This window comes from Dyella flava, assembly GCF_016904955.1.
In the GTDB taxonomy this organism is placed as follows: domain Bacteria; phylum Pseudomonadota; class Gammaproteobacteria; order Xanthomonadales; family Rhodanobacteraceae; genus Dyella_B; species Dyella_B flava.
On sequence record NZ_JADIKE010000032.1, the window covers coordinates 128,452 to 146,309 of the forward strand.

13 protein-coding genes and 1 pseudogene are annotated in these 17,858 nt (G+C 60.3%); 4 read left to right on the forward strand and 10 right to left on the reverse strand.

The window, feature by feature from the left end:
• Positions 1-120: 120 nt before the first annotated feature.
• The 4 genes and pseudogenes from ISP19_RS21635 to ISP19_RS07990 form a co-directional block, all read right to left on the reverse strand.
• Positions 121-930: pseudogene (locus ISP19_RS21635) on the reverse strand (DUF6531 domain-containing protein); the annotation flags it as partial.
• A 1,069-nt stretch (positions 931-1,999) separates the two neighbouring features.
• Complete coding sequence (locus tag ISP19_RS07980; protein ID WP_204680841.1) at positions 2,000-2,710, reverse strand: SDR family NAD(P)-dependent oxidoreductase; 711 nt, start codon at positions 2,708-2,710, stop codon at positions 2,000-2,002.
• 456 nt (positions 2,711-3,166) lie between these two features.
• Positions 3,167-4,021, reverse strand: coding sequence for an oxidoreductase (locus ISP19_RS07985; protein WP_204680842.1), 855 nt, complete (start codon positions 4,019-4,021; stop codon positions 3,167-3,169).
• A gap of 37 nt (positions 4,022-4,058) precedes the next feature.
• Positions 4,059-4,475, reverse strand: coding sequence for a VOC family protein (locus ISP19_RS07990; RefSeq protein ID WP_204680843.1), 417 nt, complete (start codon positions 4,473-4,475; stop codon positions 4,059-4,061).
• 373 nt (positions 4,476-4,848) lie between these two features.
• Between ISP19_RS07990 and ISP19_RS07995 the strand changes: the two genes are divergently transcribed.
• Complete coding sequence (locus tag ISP19_RS07995) at positions 4,849-5,052, forward strand: DUF3311 domain-containing protein (RefSeq protein ID WP_239556653.1); 204 nt, start codon at positions 4,849-4,851, stop codon at positions 5,050-5,052.
• Positions 5,042-6,544, forward strand: coding sequence for a monocarboxylate uptake permease MctP (gene mctP / locus ISP19_RS08000; protein ID WP_204680844.1), 1,503 nt, complete (start codon positions 5,042-5,044; stop codon positions 6,542-6,544). The genes ISP19_RS07995 and mctP overlap by 11 nt, the downstream gene beginning before the upstream one ends.
• Positions 6,545-6,643: 99 nt before the next feature.
• Here the strand turns inward: mctP and ISP19_RS08005 are convergent, their stop codons facing one another.
• The 4 genes from ISP19_RS08005 to ISP19_RS08020 are packed head-to-tail and all read right to left on the reverse strand — an operon-like array spanning position 6,644 to position 11,493.
• The gene (locus tag ISP19_RS08005) at positions 6,644-7,186 is read right to left on the reverse strand and encodes a MarR family winged helix-turn-helix transcriptional regulator (protein WP_204680845.1); all 543 of its coding nucleotides are present in this window, start codon (positions 7,184-7,186) and stop codon (positions 6,644-6,646) included.
• 22 nt (positions 7,187-7,208) lie between these two features.
• Positions 7,209-8,801: an efflux transporter outer membrane subunit gene (locus tag ISP19_RS08010; protein WP_204680846.1), complete on the reverse strand. Its 1,593-nt coding sequence runs from the start codon at positions 8,799-8,801 to the stop codon at positions 7,209-7,211.
• A 29-nt stretch (positions 8,802-8,830) separates the two neighbouring features.
• Positions 8,831-10,411 carry a DHA2 family efflux MFS transporter permease subunit gene (locus ISP19_RS08015; protein ID WP_204680847.1) on the reverse strand — a complete coding sequence of 527 codons (1,581 nt, stop codon included), beginning with the start codon at positions 10,409-10,411 and terminating at the stop codon, positions 8,831-8,833.
• A complete protein-coding gene (locus ISP19_RS08020) occupies positions 10,408-11,493 on the reverse strand; it encodes an HlyD family secretion protein (protein WP_204680848.1) in 1,086 nt (361 codons plus the stop codon). The genes ISP19_RS08015 and ISP19_RS08020 overlap by 4 nt, the downstream gene beginning before the upstream one ends.
• Before the next feature lie 224 nt (positions 11,494-11,717).
• Here ISP19_RS08020 and ISP19_RS08025 point away from each other — a divergent pair, with 224 nt between their 5' ends.
• Positions 11,718-12,239 carry a MarR family winged helix-turn-helix transcriptional regulator gene (locus ISP19_RS08025; RefSeq protein ID WP_204680849.1) on the forward strand — a complete coding sequence of 174 codons (522 nt, stop codon included), beginning with the start codon at positions 11,718-11,720 and terminating at the stop codon, positions 12,237-12,239.
• Between the two features lie 364 nt (positions 12,240-12,603).
• On the opposite strand, the gene ISP19_RS08030 is transcribed toward ISP19_RS08025, so the two are convergent.
• The gene (locus ISP19_RS08030) at positions 12,604-14,526 is read right to left on the reverse strand and encodes an esterase/lipase family protein (protein ID WP_204680850.1); all 1,923 of its coding nucleotides are present in this window, start codon (positions 14,524-14,526) and stop codon (positions 12,604-12,606) included.
• A gap of 76 nt (positions 14,527-14,602) precedes the next feature.
• Between ISP19_RS08030 and ISP19_RS08035 the strand changes: the two genes are divergently transcribed.
• Positions 14,603-15,598 carry an Lnb N-terminal periplasmic domain-containing protein gene (locus tag ISP19_RS08035; RefSeq protein ID WP_379945923.1) on the forward strand — a complete coding sequence of 332 codons (996 nt, stop codon included), beginning with the start codon at positions 14,603-14,605 and terminating at the stop codon, positions 15,596-15,598.
• Between the two features lie 113 nt (positions 15,599-15,711).
• Here ISP19_RS08035 and ISP19_RS08040 read toward each other — a convergent pair whose 3' ends face one another.
• On the reverse strand, positions 15,712-17,694 hold the full coding sequence (locus tag ISP19_RS08040; RefSeq protein ID WP_204680852.1) for a M1 family aminopeptidase: 1,983 nt from the start codon (positions 17,692-17,694) through the stop codon (positions 15,712-15,714).
• Positions 17,695-17,858: the final 164 nt, after the last annotated feature.

The window sequence follows — 17,858 nt, forward strand, 5'->3', positions numbered from 1 at the left end:
TGCTGCTATAAAGACGGTATAGCTCGTAACGGTGCCTTGAGCATTGGTGTTCGCGGTTAGCACATCCGAAATGTTCGAGGGGGCTGTCCAGACGCCGTTCGAGTTGGTGAATGTTTCCTCTTTACCATCCGGACGGTACATCCGAATGATCGTCATCGGAGTGCCTAGAAATTCAAGTGACCGATCAAAGCTATGGCGCCATTGCGTACCCATGGCGGTTGACTCCACGGCATTCGAACTGTTGTAGAAGCGTCGAAAAGTCAGCCACGGACTGCCGAGGTAGTCGTCATCCTGCAGGAATCTGTTGCCTGTTGAGACATTAATCGGATCCCCCACCATGGGCGCACCTTGTGTATCCGGACATGATGGCCCGGAGGTTGCGCCATTACCACCAGTGCCGCTGCCACTACCACCTCCGTTGGTTCCTTCTCCACCATCACAACCTGCGGCATTACCTAAATTCATACCGGGGTCGTAACTGTAAATGGTTGCTCGTAGAGTAATGCGATCCCAAGTAGGTGTTGTGGTGCACCAGGCTTGTTCGCCTGCCGGTTGCTGGTAGGTCTCGCCCGTTGCATAAGGGCCCACATCCAAAGTCTTCGCCACCCATAGATAAGTTGTGTCATTGTCGTAGTCGAAGTCATTTAATGGCGGATCCATCATTTGTACGCCGCCAAGCTGGCAGATTGTTGCTGGAATAGTGTTGGCATTAATACCCTCCGCCATTTCAGACACATCGCACGCTGCCGCTTGGGTGAGCGTCGGGAATGGCTCACCAGGCGAAGGTGAATTGGGAAGAGAACAAGCACCGTAATACGGAGCTCCCCACCCTGTGTAGAACGGCTCAGATTGCGCACGAGCATTGCCAGCGCAAATGATGCTAAACGTGCATATGCACAACATCAGTTCTAAACGTTGAATCAAATCCATTGACTACCTCCAAAATACTTAAGAGAGATCCCTCGCTTGTGCCGGGGTGGCAGTAACAGCTTGATGTTTACAGGTGCATCAGTGGACGTAGAGTTCGCGAATGTATGGCTATGGACTCGGTGGCGCGATTTCCGCTTTTGAAAGTGTCAGATCGGCGTCGATGTATACGCGCTAGCTCTTGACTCTCCACTGCAAAAAGGTCCCCTTCGACAGCCTCCCCAGCTGTGAAAGCCACCGGCACACTGGCACCCCGGATCACCGAGATTTTTTCCTGGACCGTAGGAGTAGCCCGTTTCTTCGACCCGTGCGTCTTGAGTGTTGTTACAGGTCGATGTGGCCTCGTAGGGCCAATAATTTGGCCCATACACATCAGGCGATAACGTATAGGAGCAGTTGCTAACGCCAAGGCAATAATAGCTATCAGCGTAATACGCGGCTTTAATTGCGGCATCGGGTGTGCTTTGAGCGGGTGTATCTTCTGGCTGCCCGCACTGAAGGTTCGTGAAGCCGAAATAAGGCGGCCCGTAATTGGGGGAAACCTCAAAGGTTGTTTGGGCCTGCGACATCCCGATCGCGCCTGTAACCAGACCCAACACCACCATCGCAAAGCATAAGAAACACATACAGTTCCCCTTACTTCGCGTCACAAGACGCGTCCATGTGACTCGGCTTGCCCCCGCTACGAAGGCAGCGGCGCCAATTGAGCGCTTGGAAGTGTCACTGATCTGTGAAGCCAGGCTCACGATTTATGTAGGTGGATTGCCTGAAGTTCTGTAGGGTTTTTCTGATATGGAGTGCAAGTAATTGTGCGATTTTCAGGCCGAACGAGAATTTAAGTGAAGATCACTCTGTAACTCTCGGATGTCTATTAGCCATGTCCTCGCACACCTGTCCACCATGTGCCCGGTCCACACAGATCGCCGAAGCGTAGCTTCCGTCCAAGCGTCTAAGTTTGGGACGCCAGCTACCAAATGGCGCAATCTAATAAAAAAACCCCGAAAATTCAGGGGGTTTTTTAGGGGGCAACGTCGTTGCATCAGGGCGAGCATGGCGCTCGCCCCCATGCTCATCAGTGACCGGCGCTCTGGCCACCATCGACGTGCAGGATCTCGCCGGTGACGAAACCGGCGGATTCCAGGAACAGCACGGCGTCGACGATGTCGCTCATCTCACCCATGCGACCGACCGGATGCAGACCAGCCAGTGCACCGTGGGTTTCCGGCGCATGCATCGGGCTCTTGATGATGCCCGGCGCCACGGCGTTCACGCGGATGTTGCGCTTGGCATATTCGATCGCCAGCGACTTGGTGGCGGAGTTGATGCCACCCTTGGTCAGCGAAGCCAGCACGGACGGCACGCCGTCGATGGCGGATTCGGCCAGCGTGGTGGTGATGTTGACGACGTTGCCGCTGCCCTGCTTTTCCATCTCGGCGATGGCGAGCTGCGAGATGTTGTAGAAGCCGGCGACATTCACCGACAGGATGCTTGCGTAATCTTCCGCGGTGTAGGCCGTGAACGGCTTGGCGATGAAGATGCCGGCGTTGTTTACCAGCGAGTCGATGCGACCGAAGCGCGCGAGGGCTTCCTTGACGACGCGCTCGGCCACGGCGCGGTCACCGATGTCGCCGGCGATGGCCAGCACGTCCGGATCGTTGGACTGCTTGATGGAACGCGAGTTGGCGACGACGCGATAGTCGCGGTCACGATAGGCCTTGACGAGGGCGGCGCCGATACCCTGCGAGGCACCGGTGATGATGACGACTTTACGTGGGCTGTTCATGATGTGTATCTCTCAAAAAGTTAGGGGATGAAAAAGTTAATGGGGGCCAGCGGGATGCTGATCGGGCCGGCGGCGCCGATGGACGTAATTTAGGCGTGCATCGTGGCGATGCGAATCCCTGCTAATCGGCAGACACTCTTCCGATTTTCGGTGGAATCAATGTTTTTGCCTTGTTTTTTTGCCTGTTTTGCCAGACACGCGAATGCCGCGCGCAGGCACGGCAGCGTGACATCGACGAACGCACTGACATTGAGTACGGAAAGGATGCACCAAGAAAATGGGCGTTATTGCTCGGTGAGTGCGATGCGCAGCAAGCCTTGCGTGGCTTCCGCAATGACTTCTCTCACGTGGCTCGACGCGCGCTGCGACTGACGCTTTCGATCAGGACAGAGACAAGCTTGCGCAACGGTTCGCTGATGCGACCGTTGCGTAGTTAAACATGATGTGTCGCGGCACTTATGAAAGCGTCGATGAAGCGTCGGTAGAACGGCTGAGAGGTTCGAAGGCGTCGATTTCATCGTTCAATGCAGCGAGCTGTTTGCGCACGATGGACAGCGCATCGTCGCCGAGCAGCAGATGCACGGGCGGATTTTCCATATCGACCAGTTCCAGCAGCGCCTGCGCGGCGAGCGCGGGGTCACCAGCCTGCTTGCCGCTCTTGTCGTGGCGCGCCTTTCTGATCGGATCGAACAGCGGGTCGTAGTCGGCAATGGAGCGTTCGCTGCGAATCATCGAACGGCCGGCCCAGTCGGTGCGGAAGGAGCCGGGCGCCAGGGAGGTCACCTTGACGCCGAACGGTGCGACTTCCTTGGCCAGCACACCCGAGATACCTTCGACTGCGAACTTGCTGCCCGCGTAATACGCGATACCGGCCAGCGGCGTGTAACCGGCCATCGAGGAAAGGTTGATGATGTGCCCGGAGCGGCGCTCGCGCATGCCCGGCAGCACGGCCTTGATCATGGCGACGCTACCGAAGACATTGACGTCGAACTGGTGGCGCATGGCCTCCAGCGGCGACTCTTCGAGGATGCCTTCGTGGCCGTAGCCGGCGTTGTTGACCAGTACATCGATCCGCCCGAATTTGGCAAGGATCGAGGCGACCTTGCCCTCGATGGCATCAAAGTTGGTGACATCGAGCAACACGGCGAGCGTACGCAGTGGATCGATCGCTTCGAACGCCGCGATATCGCTCTCACGGCGCACCGTTCCCACCACGGTATGGCCGGCACGGGCCGCCGCTTGAGCAAAAGCGCGGCCGAAGCCGCTGCTTACGCCGGTTATCAGGAAGACTTTGTTGCCGCTGTGCTTCATGTTGGTCACGCAAGGCTATGGACAGCGTAGAAAAAGCTCAGGCCGCCGGGATGAAGATGAATTCAATGCGCAGGCCGCTGGGCTCACGCACCATGAAATGCATGCGAGGTCCCCCGGCGGCCGGCTCCGGCGCGAACTCGACGACCACACCGGGCCACGCCGCCACGCGCGCAAACAGGTCTTCCAACTCGGCCAGGCTGGCCACCTTGAGTGCCAGGTGATGCAGTCCCGCGTTTTTTCTGCGATCGAATTCCACGTAGCCACTGGATTTGTCGACTTGCCACAGGGTCAACCGAACGTGTGCATCGGCTACGAATACCGCCGGATAGTCCGGCCGCCCGCCTACCACCTTCCAGCCCAGGCATTCGACAAAGAAGCGGCGCGCCAGCTCCAGATCGCTCACCGCGAGCCCAACGTGGTCGATGCCGATTGTCAAAGCGTTCTGATCTTGCATGGGGATGTTCCTGGTGACCTGATGATCGATGTGGAGGGCAGGCTAAGCGATGCCGGTAGCGCTGCGAATCCCCGCCAGGCGGCAGACACTCTTCCACGTTGCGGTTGAATATCCCGTTGCGGCCGTCGTGATGGGCAGGGGGTGACGGGGCGTGGCGGACCCCCGGCAAGCGTTGAATAAAAGGGGCGTCGCAGAAATTTTTCCGCATTGCAAAAAAATGATTATCGAAACTGCCTATTCGCGCGCCGGCCGAACCGGCGTACATTTGTCTCACTCAGGCTGCACAGGCCACCCCCGGGCTTTCCCTCCATCCTGCCCTTATCCCTTTTTCGTCACCGAAAACGTTCCGAAATGAACGTAGGGAGTGCTGCTGATGACCACGAACCGCTTCAGGCTACATCCCATCCAATGGCTGCTGCTGGTGCCCTTCCTGGGCTTGCTGGATGTGTCCTTCTACAACCTGGACGAACCACTGCTGCTCGGATTCCCGTTTTTCTACTGGTACCAGCTGCTATGGGTGCCGATCACGGTGTTGCTGATGTGGGTGGTCTACCGGAGTACTCCTCATGACGACTAAGCCCGACTATGTGGCGATCGGTATTTTCGTCGCGTTCTTCCTGCTGGTCGTCGTGCTGGGCTTCTGGGCGTCTCGCTGGAAGCGGTCGTCCGAGGCGACGAATCTCGACGAATGGGGGCTGGGCGGGCGCCGTTTCGGGGTGTGGATCACCTGGTTCCTGGTCGGCGGCGACTTCTATACCGCCTATACCATCATCGCGGTGCCGGCGCTGGTGTATGCGGTGGGTGCGTACGGCTTCTTTGCGCTGCCTTACACCATCATCGTGTATCCGTTCGTTTTCTTGATCATGCCGTTGCTGTGGAAGACCGCCAAGCAACAAGGTCATGTCACCGCGGCGGACGTGGTGTACGGGTATTACGGTTCGCGGGCACTGGAACTGGCGGTTGCGCTCACCGCAGTGGTGGCGACGATGCCCTACATCGCGCTGCAGCTGGTCGGCATGATCACCGTGCTCGGCGCGCTGGGTCTGCGCGGTGAAGTTCCGCTGATCATCGCGTTCCTGGTGCTTGCGGTCTATTCGTATTCATCGGGTTTGCGCGGCCCGGCGTTGATTGCGGTGCTCAAGGACGTGATGGTCTACATCGCCGTGATTGCGGCCGTTGCGGTGATACCCGGCAAGCTCGGCGGTTACGGTGCGGTGTTTGCCGCCGCCGAGCAGGCCTTCAAGGCGAAGGCCGCCGGCGGCATTCTGCTCAAGCCCAGTGAATTCGTGCCGTACGCCTCGCTGGCACTGGGTTCCGCGCTGGCCGCTTTCATGTACCCGCATACGCTCACCGGTGTCTTTGCCAGCAAGAGTGCCAACACCGTACGACACAATGCCATGCTGTTGCCGGCGTACACCTTGTTGCTGGGCCTGCTCGCGCTGCTGGGCTACATGGGGCATGCCGCGCACCTCAGCATCACCAACAACAACGATGTGGTGCCGGCCTTGTTCAAGGCGCTGTTCCCGAGCTGGTTTGCCGGCTTCACCTTCGCGGCCATCGGTATCGGTGCACTGGTGCCGGCGGCGGTGATGAGCATCGGTGCGGCCAACGTATTCACGCGCAACTTCTGGAAAACCTACGTCAATCCGTCCGTTTCGCCGGAAGCGGAGGCCGGCGTGGCGAAGATCGCATCGCTGGTGGTGCAAGTGGGTGCGCTGCTCGCGATCCTCTACTTGCCGATACAGTTCGCGCTGCAGCTGCAACTGCTGGGCGGTTTATGGATCTTGCAGACGCTGCCGGCGGTGGTGTTCGGTTTGTTCATGCAGCGCCTGAAAGCCTCTTCGCTGCTTGCCGGTCTGATTGCCGGCCTGGCCAGCGGCACGTGGTTCATCTGGTCGGATGGATTGAAGCCGATTCACCATGTCGCCCTGGGTACGTTCTCGGTGTCGCTGTATACCGGCCTGCTGGCGCTGGTCATCAACCTGGTGGTGCTGGGCATCGTGCATCTGGCTACCAGCTTTGGGGCGAATCGCTCGGATGTGTCAGGTTCGCTGCCGACGCGGGAGTGAAGGCACATAGGCGCGTATAAAAAAGCCTGCATGCATGCAGGCTTTTTTTTTGGAGCCAAGACAGCGTTGCGATGGCTGTCGGTTGCGGCGGCATGCGCTTTACATGCGTGGTGCCTGCCATGGCTTATCGTTGCTGGCCATCCGGTCGACGAATTGCTCCAGCGATAAACCGAGGCAGTTCATGGCATCAAGCTGGGTCTGGTCGATCCGTTCGCCCAGGGAAGTGAGCAGCCGGCGCGCCGATTCCCGGCCTGCCTGCGTAAGCGCCAGTACGATCTGTCTTCGATCCGAGGGGGACCGATGCCGGCGTACCAGCCTGCGGTCGGTGAGTTCATCCAACAGTCTCGTCAAGTGAGCAGGAGCGATGCCGGTGGTGGACTTCACATCGAGCTGCTTGCTGGACGACTCGCATGCCAGGTGAGCCAGGACCGCCCAATGAAGCAGCGTCAGATCGTCGGTTCCGGAAGCCGCATGCACGGTTTTCTCCAGTGCATTGGTTGCGTTTCTCAGCTCCCGGCCGAGCCTGGCCATGGTGAGGATGCCTTTGCACGCGTCTTGCAGTGCTGTGCCGGCCGGCGCGTGCGAGGCACCCGGTGGATGAAGTGTTTGCCCATCGGGTTCATGGTAGGAACGGTTTTTCATCGGTCGCTGCTCCTGCCTTCAACTACGCGTGTGATGGCTTGCCGCTGGTTTGAGCCTGCGCGGGTGTGGAAGAGCTGTCGGCCGTGGTGCTTTCCGGGTAGGTGGATTCCCAGCCGCCGCCGAGCGCCTTGTAGAGCGACACCAGGGTGGTGGAAATCTGCGTGGTGTTATCGGTCAGATTCTGCTGGGCCGAAAGCAGGCTGCGCTCGGCGTCGAGCACTTGCAGGAACGAACCCGTCCCGGCGGTGTATTGCGTCTGCGCCAGCTTCAGTGCCTTTTGATCGTCCACCACGGTGGCTTGCAGCTGATCGTGGCTAAGCTGCTGCGAGGAATACTCAGTCAGCGCATTGTCGATGTCATGCCAGGCGGACAGCACCACACGCTGATAGTTGATCGCCGCTTCCTGCTGCTGTTCCTTGCGCAGATTCAACGTCGCCTTCAGCCGGCCGCCTTCGAAGATCGGCAGGCTCAGCGAAGGGCCGAAGGAAAACTGGCGCGATCCCCAGTTGCCCAGTTGACTGAATTGCAATGCCTGCAAGCCGGCGCTGCCCGAGAGGGTGATGCTTGGATAGAAATCGGCCGTGGCGACGCCGATCTCGGCGGTGGCCTGATGCAGGTTGGCTTCCGCCTCGCGGATATCCGGGCGGCGACGGGCCAGATCCGAAGGAATGCCCAGCGGAACGGCAGGCGGCACCGGCGGAATCGGCTTGGTCGCTTCCAGCTCCGTGCGCAAGGCACCGGGCGCTTCGCCGAGCAGGAAGCTCAGGCGGTTGATCGTCTCGTCTTCCTGCTGGGTGAGTGACGGCAGCAAGGCACTTTCGGCAGATACCTGCGAGGCGGCCTGCACTACGTCCAGCTCGCTCGCCAGTCCGTTGGCCTTGCGCTCGCGGGTTACGCGCTCGATGTCCTTGGCGGCGTTGAGGTTGTCCATGGTGATGGCGTAATCGGTCTGGGTGCCGCGCAGCTGGATGTAGTCGCGTGCCACTTCGGCCATGGTGGACATCAACAGATCGCGGCGCGCATCTTCCTGGGCGGTGACGGAAGCATCCGCCGCTTCGACTTCGCGGCGCACGCGGCCCCACAGATCCAGTTCCCAGGAGGCATCGAAGCCGGCCTGGAACAGGTTGAACGGCGCGATGCCCGAACCTTTGCCTTTGGCTGGAAACGCCGCCACGCCGGCGCCGGTTCCGTTGGCAGCGGTGCCTTGGCTGGAAGCCGGATCGATCGCACCGGCAAGGCCCAGCACGCCGTTGGAGCTCGCTTGCTCGCGCGTGGCGCTGACATTGCCATTGACGGTGGGGTATTCGTCGGCGGCGGTGATGGAGCGTTCGGCGCGGCTTTCCGCCAGCCGCAGGGAGGCGACTTTCAGATCCAGGTTGGAACTGGCGACGCGCTGTTCCAGCGCGACCAGTTCCGGATCATTGAACGACGTCCACCATGCCGCGTTGATGGGCGCGGCAGTCGGTGCGCTGGGCACGCTGCTCTTTGTCGCCTGGCAGTTGCTTGCGCACCAGTTGCCCGGCAACTTGGCGTCGGGCTTGGTGAAGTTCGGGCCGACAGTGCATCCGGCCAGCAGAATCGTGGCCGCCGCAATCTGATATTTGAAGATGTTCATGGTTTTGATCCTCAGTTATCTGGGGGCTGTTAATGCACGGGCATCGATGCGTGACCGCCGTCCTTGATGGGCGACAGCAGCATGGCGAGCGGGATCATCACAGCGGCCAGCACTGCGAAGTAGATAAAGGTGTCGGCGTAGGCAAGCACCGCGGACTGCTGTTGGAGCATTTGGAAGGTGTAGGAGACCGCCTGTTGGTGCAGCGTGCTGGTTGCGCGGCCGAGCGAACGCAGCGCGGCTTCGTTCTGCGCGACGAGCGCGTTGTACGCCTGGTTGAGCGGCGTCAGCCACGTCGACAGATGCGCCTGCCGGGCCTGGGTGCGTTCGGTCACCGTGGCGGTGGCAATGGAAATGCCGATCGAGCCCGATACGTTGCGGAACATCACGAACAAGGCGGCGGCATCCGCGCCGAGCGACTTGGGCAAGCTGTGATACGCCATGATGCTGATCGGCACGAACAGGAAGCCCAGCGCCGCGCTTTGCAGGCAGCGCATGGTTGCCAGCGTGTGGAAGTCGATCTGCGGCACCAGCTTGTTCGAGTACCACAGCGCAAACACCATCACTCCGAAGCCGGCGGCGATCACGTAGCGCAGTTGCACGACCTTGATCAGTCGTCCAACCGGCGGAATCAGCAGAATGATCGCGACGCCACCCGGTGCCAGTACCAGCCCTGCCCAGGTTGCGGTGTAACCGATCGTGGTTTGCGCGAATTGCGGGATCAGCACGGCCGTCCCGTACAGGACGATGCTCATGCCGGAGATCAGTATGGAACTGACGGCAAAGTTGCGGTCCTTGAACACCCGCAGATCGACCACCGGCTTCTTGGCCGTCAACAGCCAGATCACCGCGCCAACCAGACCCAGGCCGGCCAGGATGGCCAGATGCACGATAACGGGCGATTGCAGCCAGCCGTCATCCTCGCCACGGTCCATCAGCACCTGCAAGCAGCCGAGGCCGAGCGTAATCAGGGCAAGACCGATGTAATCGATGGAACGTTTTTGTTTCTTCGCCCACGGCGGATCGTCCACCAGCGCGGCAATCGCCACCAGCGCAAACGCACCGACCGGAATGTTGATGAAGAAGATCCAGCGCCAGGAAGCGTGGTCGGTGATGTAGCCGCCGAGTACGGGACCGATCACCGGCGCAACCACCGTGGCAATCGCCGTGATGGCAAAAGCAGCGGCGCGTTTGCGCGGCTCAAAGGAGTCGAGCACGATTGCCTGCTGATTCGGTTGCAGACCGCCGCCGAAGAAGCCTTGCAGCAAACGGAACACGATCAGCTGCGGCAGGCTTTGCGCCAGACCGCACAGCAGCGAGAACACGGTGAACATGGCGATACAGATCAGGAAGTAACGCTTCCTGCCGATCACGGCGCCCAGCCAGCCGGAGATGGTCAGCACGATGCCATTGGCGACCAGATAGGAGGTCAGCGTCCAGGTCGCGTCGTCGGAACTGCTGGAAAGACTGCCGGCGATGTGCGGTAGCGCGACATTGACGATGGTGGTGTCGAGAATTTCCATGAAGGCGGCGAGTGTCACCACCACCGCGATCAGCCAGGGATTGGCGCGTGGCTTCCATGCTGCGTCATGGGTGTCGGCCGCGGCGCTCATTGCAGTTGTACCGTGGGTTCCACCGAGAGATTGAGCGGCAGCGGCTGCTTCGGATCCATGCCGGAATCGATCACGATCTTCACCGGCACGCGCTGCACGATCTTGACGAAGTTGCCGGTGGCGTTTTCCGCCGGGAACGCCGTGAACTTGCCGCCTGAGCCAGCCTGGATGCTGTCGACGTGGCCTTTCAGCTTGAGGTTCGGATACGCATCCACCGCGATGGACACCGGCTGTCCGGCGCGCATATGCGTCAGCTCGGTTTCCTTGAAGTTGGCGGTGACCCAGACTTCCGGACTGACGATCGAGAACAGTTGCTGGCCCACCTGCACGTAGTTGCCTTTCTCCACGCCGCGCTTGGTGATCCATCCATCCTGCGGCGCGGTCACGTCACACCAGCCGACGTTGAGCTTGGCCTGATCCAGATCGGCCTGCGCGAGCTTGAGCTCGCCCTGCAGCTGTTCGACGTTCGCCTGCGCCTGCTCGATATTGAGCTCGACCGGCTGGGCGATACGCGCCTGCGCCTGGGCCTGGTCGACCGCGCCTTTGGCGGCGTTGCGGTCGGCGGTGGCGTAGTCGACATCGTGCGAGGTGGTGGCTTCCTTGGGAATGTCGTGCTGGCGCAGGAATTCCGATTGCGCCTTGAACAGATCGGCCTGTTGCGTGGCGAGCGTGGCCTGAGCCTCGGCGTACTTGGCGGGGTAGGTGATCCTGGCCAGCGCCAGACTGGATTGCGCCGCGGCCAGCTGTCCTTGCGTCGATTGCAGTTCGCCCTGGGCGTGATCGCGCGCGGCGACATAGTCCGTGCATTGAATCCGTATCAGCACCTGTCCCTGGTGGACGAACTGGTTGTCGGTGACATCCAGGCTGGAGACGTAACCGGCCACATGCGGGGCGACCACGATCGCGCGGCCATCGGTGTAGGCATCGTCGGTGGATACGCTGCGGTCGCCGACCATCGCGTAGGCGATACCGCTGGTGACGAGCAGCGCGCCGGCGGCGACGGCTACTGTGATACGGGTTCTGCGGGACAAGGGCTTCCGGGTGGGGAGGACCTCGCCCTCCTGGGGTGCTGTGTTGCTCATGTCTGACTCCTCACTTTTGGGGCTGGACCCGCGCCGACCGCGAGCCGCGTTGCCATTTGTATGGCGGCAGACAATAATGTTCGTCAACAAACAAGTCAACAAGTAAATTATCAGTCAACATACATATGTTGTATGTCTTTGTTTTTAAATGAGCTATTGGCTCCTTGCTAACTGTCAATTACCATACAATCCGCGTCGTAAATCGTTCTGAAGAGGGATAGTTCTTGGAAAAACAGATTTCCACCGAGCAGCCGCCCTTTCCCCCATGCTTTTTGCGGGATGCCTACCTGAGTCGCTTCGACGCCGCGGCGGTGCTGCGGCTGGAGACGGTGTTCGCCCTGAAGGCCGCCACCCAGCAGATCACCAATGTGTTGAACGGGTGGCTGGAGGGCACGGCGGGTACGCCGGCGAGATTCCAGACGCTGGCCTTGCTGTGGGCTTCCGGTGACACGCCGCTACCGCATCAGGAAATCATCACGGCGCTGCAGGTGAAACGCGCGACCGTTTCGGCGCTGATGTATTCGCTGGAGAAAGAGGGGCTGGTGCGATCGATCGGCGATCAGAAGGATCGTCGCCGCCTGCTTGCAACGATTACGGAAGAGGGCAAGCAAATCATCGAGGCGGCCATGGGGCGCAACGCGGTTCGCGTCGAAAAGGCGCTCGCCGGTTTTTCTCCGGAAGAGCTGGTGTTGTTTCAGAACTTGTTGAATCGCGCCAAGGATGGTTTTTTGCAGGCCGACGCGTAGACCATTTCGTAAACACGAACGCACAGGTTGAATCGACGCGATCCCGCTTTGCTCCCTCTCCCCTTCGGGGAGAGGGTTGGGGTGAGGGGCTGGGCTTGCGGGAAAATCCACAGCTTGCTTGATGTTTCTTTTGGGGCTCGTCGCGAGGCTTGCCCCTCATCTAGCTTTACTCCCTCTCCCCCCGGGGAGAGGGTTGGGGTGAGGGGGCGCGCTTGCGGTGATCTCCGTAGTTTCTTCGATGTTTCTTTGTAAGTTCATCGCGAGGTTGGCCCCTCCCCTCGGTCCTCTCCTCGCTCCTCATAGCCGAGCACATCCATGTGCTCTCCCCGCGTGCCCCGGAGGGGAGAGGAAGAAAAGCTTTAACTCACGGCGCACTGGAGCATTGAACTTGCGGGCCACTTTCTGGCTGCAAGCAATGCAATGCGTTCGCATGTACGCGCAAGATGCGACGCAATTCGATAATCGCCTGCGGTGTCTCCTGCACATCGTGCCACGACGGAACCGCCAGTTCAGAATCAGCCCCGTCGAGATGTGAACTGGTGTAAGGCACCACACCATCATCGGAATCAGACAACGGCCCCTTCGCCTTATACACACCGACGATCGTGTGATAGTGAACGTTCGGCGAAATCGGCAGCGTGCTGGAGGCCTTGATAAAGGGATCGGTATCGCTGAGGTTGTCGATGCTGTTAGGCAGATGCGTCGGCGTGCCGGGCACCGCATTTTTGCCCTGCATGCTGTCGGTGATGTTTTTGCCTTCTTCCAGCAGGGTCAGCGGAAGGCGGATCAGGCTGCCGATCCAGCGTGCGAGTTTCCAGCGTGCCACCGGTGTGCCGCGATGTGGCGCGGCGAGAAAGATGGCGCGTGTTACCTGCGGCATGGGCGAGAACTGAAGATAAGGCGCAAGGCGTTGCCGCAGTTTCTGCTTGTCGGCGGCGGAGAGATCCGCGCGTTGCGGCACAACGCCCCACAGCTTGTCATCGCTGGAGGACACCAGCAGGCGCGCAATCACGCCGCCCATGCTGTGACCGATAAGCACGATGTGGTTGGACGCCACGGCGGTGCCGGATGGATCGAAGTGATGCAAGGTGTCATCGAGTGCGCGGCGGATCTGCGCCAGATTCACGGCCACGGGCACATTGGTGGGGTAGTACACCTCCCACACCTGATACGTGCGGCGCAGTTGTTCGTCACCCATCACTTCGTTGACGACGTTGATCCACGCTTCCGGACTGCTGGCCAGGCCATGCAGCATGATCACGGTCAGCCGATTGGGATCGTAAGGCTGCATCAACAGCACTTCCGGTTTGCTCAGGCCGCCGCGTCCGAACAGGGAGCGGATGGATTGCTGCGCAAAACCGGAGCGTGCCAGCCATATGCCGTAGGGTGCGGTGAAGTTGGCGGCGAGCGGAATGGTCTGGTTGTCGAACAGGATGCTGTTGTCGAGATAAGGATTCTTGGCGTACAGGCGCACATCGGTGGTGCTGAGTACGCTGGCGAGGTTGTCACCGGGAAACTCCAGCACCGCCGTCAGCGGCACATAGTTGGGTTCACGCCACGGCTGGCCGGTGTCGGCCGGGGTGGCGCCGATGGCGACGAATTCCGAGCCGAAGCCATCGCGACGATAGATGTTGCGCAGGCCGCTGAAGCGCAGTCCTTCGGCGGGAATCAATTCCTTGGGAATGTAATCGCCCGAACCGAGATACACATCGGTGCTGGGCTTGAGCAGGTTCCATCCTGCCACCGGCGCGCTGGTCCAGTTGGTGCCCAGTTGCGGCAAGCGCTGGAAGAAACTGCCGACTGCTTGCTGCACGGCGTAGTTATAGAAATCCAGCACCTGCGACTGGCGGGTTTCGAAAGCGCGCTCGCCCGGATCGCGGGCGGTGTAGAACAGATACGCGTAGGCGTAGCGCGCCGATTGCAGGTAAGCGCTCAAGGCCTGGTCGCTGACGGGCGTGTTCTTGTCGGTCTGCTGCAAGCCGTACGCCAGCCACAGTTCGGACAAGGCGGACAGGCGGCGCTCGTCGTCCAGGCCCTCGGAATAAAGGATGGTCTGCGTACAGTGTGGAAAATCGGCGGCGCAACCGTCACGGCTCAATGCCACCACGTTCAAGGTCTGGACGGTGCTGTCGCTCAGGGCACGCGTGTTGAGCACATCGCTGCGGCGCTGGGCGATGTATTCCTTGGGTGTGACGTGCTTGACGCCCACCATGCTGCAGCCGGTGGCCAGCAGCGCGATGGCCAGCAAAACGACGCGAATGATCCCTATTGGCGTGCGGCCCTTCATCGGTTCTTCTCTGGCAAGAAAGCAGGATGAGCGGTCGTTGCCGTTCTATTATCCATGTCGCGATGGTTCTGGGGAGATGTCCGTGGTGCTGCGATGGATGCTCTACGTGCTGATCGTTCTGGTGGTGGTGCTGTCGGGTGGCTGGGGTGCGCTGGCGCTGTGGTACCAGTTTCCCGGCGGCATAGCGGCCCGCTGGGCGGTCAGTGTGATCTGGACGCTGGGTGTTTTGGCCGCCCTGGTCCTCACTTTCGTTCGCCGCAGCGGCTTGCCGGTCGGCGTTTACGCGCTGGCGTTCCTGGTGCTGCTGGCGTGGTGGAGCACGATCGCGGCATCCAATCATCGGGATTGGGCCGATGATGTCGCGCGCCTGTTGACCGGCAGTGTCGAGGGCGATCGTGTCACCTTGTACAACGTGCGCCATTTCAACTGGCGTTCTGACGAAGATTACGATGCGCATTGGGAAACGCGCAGCTACGACCTCGATCAGCTGGCTTCCGCCGATCTGATTCTTTCCTCATGGGGTGTGCCCGGCATCGTGCATGCCTTGCTGTCGTTCGGTTTCGATGACGGCTCGCACGTGGTGTTTTCGGTCGAAATCCGCCGGCAGCGCAATCAGTCGTTTTCGGCGCTTGGCGGCTTCTTCAAGGATTACGAGCGCACCATCGTCGCTGCCGATGAGAGCGACGTGATACGTGTGCGTACCAATGTGCGCGGCGAGACGGATCATCTGTACCGGTTGCAGATGAGCCGGCCGGCGATGCGCGCGTTGTTCCTCTCTTATGTGAAAGAAGCCAACGAACTGGCGGCGCAGCCGGCGTTCTACAACACGGCGACATCGAACTGCGTGAGCATCGTGTACGACATGGCCAGGCAGATCGATCCCGGTTTGCCGTATGACTACCGGTTGCTGCTGACGGCGTATTTGCCGGGATATCTGTATGAAGTCGGGGCGCTGGACAAGCGCTATCCGTTACCGGTGTTGACCGGGCAGGGCGATATTACGGCGCGTGCGCGGGCGGTGGGGCCCGACGGTGATTTCTCGAAGGCGATCCGCACACCGCCGGAGCCGTAGGTTGGGTAGGTTGGGTAGGTTGGGTTAGCGCAGCGTAACCCAACTGATCTTCATCGAAGCGACAACCATCGTTGGGTTACGCTGCGCTAACCCAACCTACCCAACCTACAAAGCTAAGACTTCACAGTAAACGTGTTGTTGCTGCGATCGACATCCGGAATCACATGCTGCGGATCGATGGTGGCGGATTTCACCGGCTTGTTGCCATCGACGTGGATCACGAAGCTGCGATGCTGCATCCAGGTTTCCACCGGTACGCGGACGTCCTGCTTGCTGCCATCGGTGTACACCACTTCCAGCGTGGACGGCATCACCAGTTTGTCGAGGTTGGCGACCGTCACCTCGGCGCCTTTGCGCCAGTCGCCGTCGGATGCCGTGACGTTCTGCACGGCCAGATCCAGCTTCCAGTTGTATTCGTACCAGCCGCGCCAGAACCAGCTCAGGTCTTCGCCGGTTTCGCTTTCCATGAAGCGGAAGAAATCCGAGGGGCTGGGGTGCTTGTACGCCCAGGTCTGGATGTATTTGCGGAAAGCGGGGTCGAAACGTTCCGGGCCGATGATCTGCTCACGCAGCAGGATCAGGCCGTAGGCGGACTTGAAGTAGGTGACCGGGTGGCGGTACTTCTCCTGGATCTCGTCGGCACGCGTGAGCAGCGGCGGCGCGTCCGGATCGGTCAGCACTTTCACGATCTCGTCGGCGGGATTGCCGTGGCCCGGCGCGTATTCCGGATCGCGCTTGGGCGCGTATTCGCCGTGGTTGAAGTTGTCCGCTTCATACACGTCGATAAAGGTGTTGAAGCCTTCGTCCATCCACGCGTTGCGGCGCTCGTCGGTGCCGACGATCATCGGGAACCAGGTGTGGCCGATCTCATGTGCGATCAGGGCGTGCAGGTCACTGCCCTTGGCCTCCTTCGAGTCGAAGGTGATGCTCGGGTACTCCATGCCACCGGCCGAACCGGCTTCGTTGATCGCCACCGGATAAGGGTAGGGATACCACTGCCTGGAGAAGTATTCGGTCGAAGCCTTTACGTACTCGGTCGCGCGGCCCCAGGCGCCGTTGCCGGCGCTTTCCACCGGATAGGCGGATTCGGCCAGCGCGGTTTTGCCGTTGGGTAGATTGATGCGCGCAGCATCCCAGATATAGGCTTTGGAAGCGCCGAACACGGCGTCGCGGCTGTTCTGGATGCGGAAATGCCAGGTCAGCGTACCGCTCTGCTTCGGACGGCTGTTGGGGTCGTTCACTTCGTCGGCCGAACGGATCATCACCGTGGTGTCGCTATGCCGTGCCTGGTCCAGGCGCTGCATTTCAGTCTTGGTGAGTACGTCCTGCGGATTGAGCAGTTCGCCCGCGCCGACCACGATCATGTTCCACGGCACGGTCACGGAGTAATCGTAGTCGCCGTATTCAAGATAGAACTCGTTGTTGAGATACGGATCGGTGTTCCAGCCGCGCAGGTCGTCGTAGACGCACATGCGCGGATACCACTGCGCAATCTCGAAGATGTCGCCGTTCTTGGTCGGGTTGACGTCGGTGCGGCCGCCGAATTCGCCCGGCACGGTATAGCTGTAGCTGATATGCACGCGCACTTTGCCATCGCGGGCCTTCAACGGCTGCGGCAGGCTTATCTGCATGCGCGTGTCGGAAATGACCCAGCCGGCTTTCTGCAACTTGCCGTCGGCGCCTTCCACCGCGACGGACGCAATGTGCTCGCCATCGGTAAATTCTTTCGGGAAGTGGCCGGCGCCGAACGCACCGCGCGCATCTTTCAGATAACGGTTCTGTTCGACCTGCAGCCACAACACGTCGAGATCGTCGGGGCTGTGATTGGCATAGGTGATGACTTCGTCCGCCGTCAGCTTGCGCGTGTCCGGGTCCAGCGTGGCCTTGATCTGGTAATCGGCGCGGTTCTGCCAGAACAACGGTCCGGGCTTGCCGCTGGCCGAACGATAGGCCGTGGCCGGTTGCGGATAGACGAAGGGCGCGAAGGTTTCGAACGGGTTGTAGCCGGCTTGCGGCGCATCGGTAGCGCTAACCATGCTGGCGGAAAGACATAGTGCGGATAGCACCGCGCCGCAAAGCATCGGGAAGGTTTTCATGAGTGGCCCTGTAAGATGGGGAGCGCGCCATCCTGGCATCGAGCGATCGACGATACTGCAAGCCTGTAAAGCGATGCCAGTGGTGCAACTTGATCGCTGCGCTGCAACTGGCCGTCTATTTGCAGTTTGCCCCGGCGTGGAGCGGGGCATCATGACTTATGGCA

Coding starts and splice junctions, on each gene's coding strand:
- mctP (WP_204680844.1), top strand. CDS start 5,042: ATGACGACTAAGCCCGACTATGTGGCGATCGGTATTTTCGTCGCGTTC.
- ISP19_RS07980 (WP_204680841.1), bottom strand. CDS start 2,710: ATGAACAGCCCACGTAAAGTCGTCATCATCACCGGTGCCTCGCAGGGT.
- ISP19_RS08020 (WP_204680848.1), bottom strand. CDS start 11,493: ATGAGCAACACAGCACCCCAGGAGGGCGAGGTCCTCCCCACCCGGAAG.
- ISP19_RS08005 (WP_204680845.1), bottom strand. CDS start 7,186: ATGAAAAACCGTTCCTACCATGAACCCGATGGGCAAACACTTCATCCA.
- ISP19_RS07995 (WP_239556653.1), top strand. CDS start 4,849: ATGACCACGAACCGCTTCAGGCTACATCCCATCCAATGGCTGCTGCTG.
- ISP19_RS08035 (WP_379945923.1), top strand. CDS start 14,603: ATGTCCGTGGTGCTGCGATGGATGCTCTACGTGCTGATCGTTCTGGTG.
- ISP19_RS08010 (WP_204680846.1), bottom strand. CDS start 8,801: ATGAACATCTTCAAATATCAGATTGCGGCGGCCACGATTCTGCTGGCC.
- ISP19_RS08015 (WP_204680847.1), bottom strand. CDS start 10,411: ATGAGCGCCGCGGCCGACACCCATGACGCAGCATGGAAGCCACGCGCC.
- ISP19_RS07985 (WP_204680842.1), bottom strand. CDS start 4,021: ATGAAGCACAGCGGCAACAAAGTCTTCCTGATAACCGGCGTAAGCAGC.
- ISP19_RS08030 (WP_204680850.1), bottom strand. CDS start 14,526: ATGAAGGGCCGCACGCCAATAGGGATCATTCGCGTCGTTTTGCTGGCC.
- ISP19_RS07990 (WP_204680843.1), bottom strand. CDS start 4,475: ATGCAAGATCAGAACGCTTTGACAATCGGCATCGACCACGTTGGGCTC.
- ISP19_RS08040 (WP_204680852.1), bottom strand. CDS start 17,694: ATGAAAACCTTCCCGATGCTTTGCGGCGCGGTGCTATCCGCACTATGT.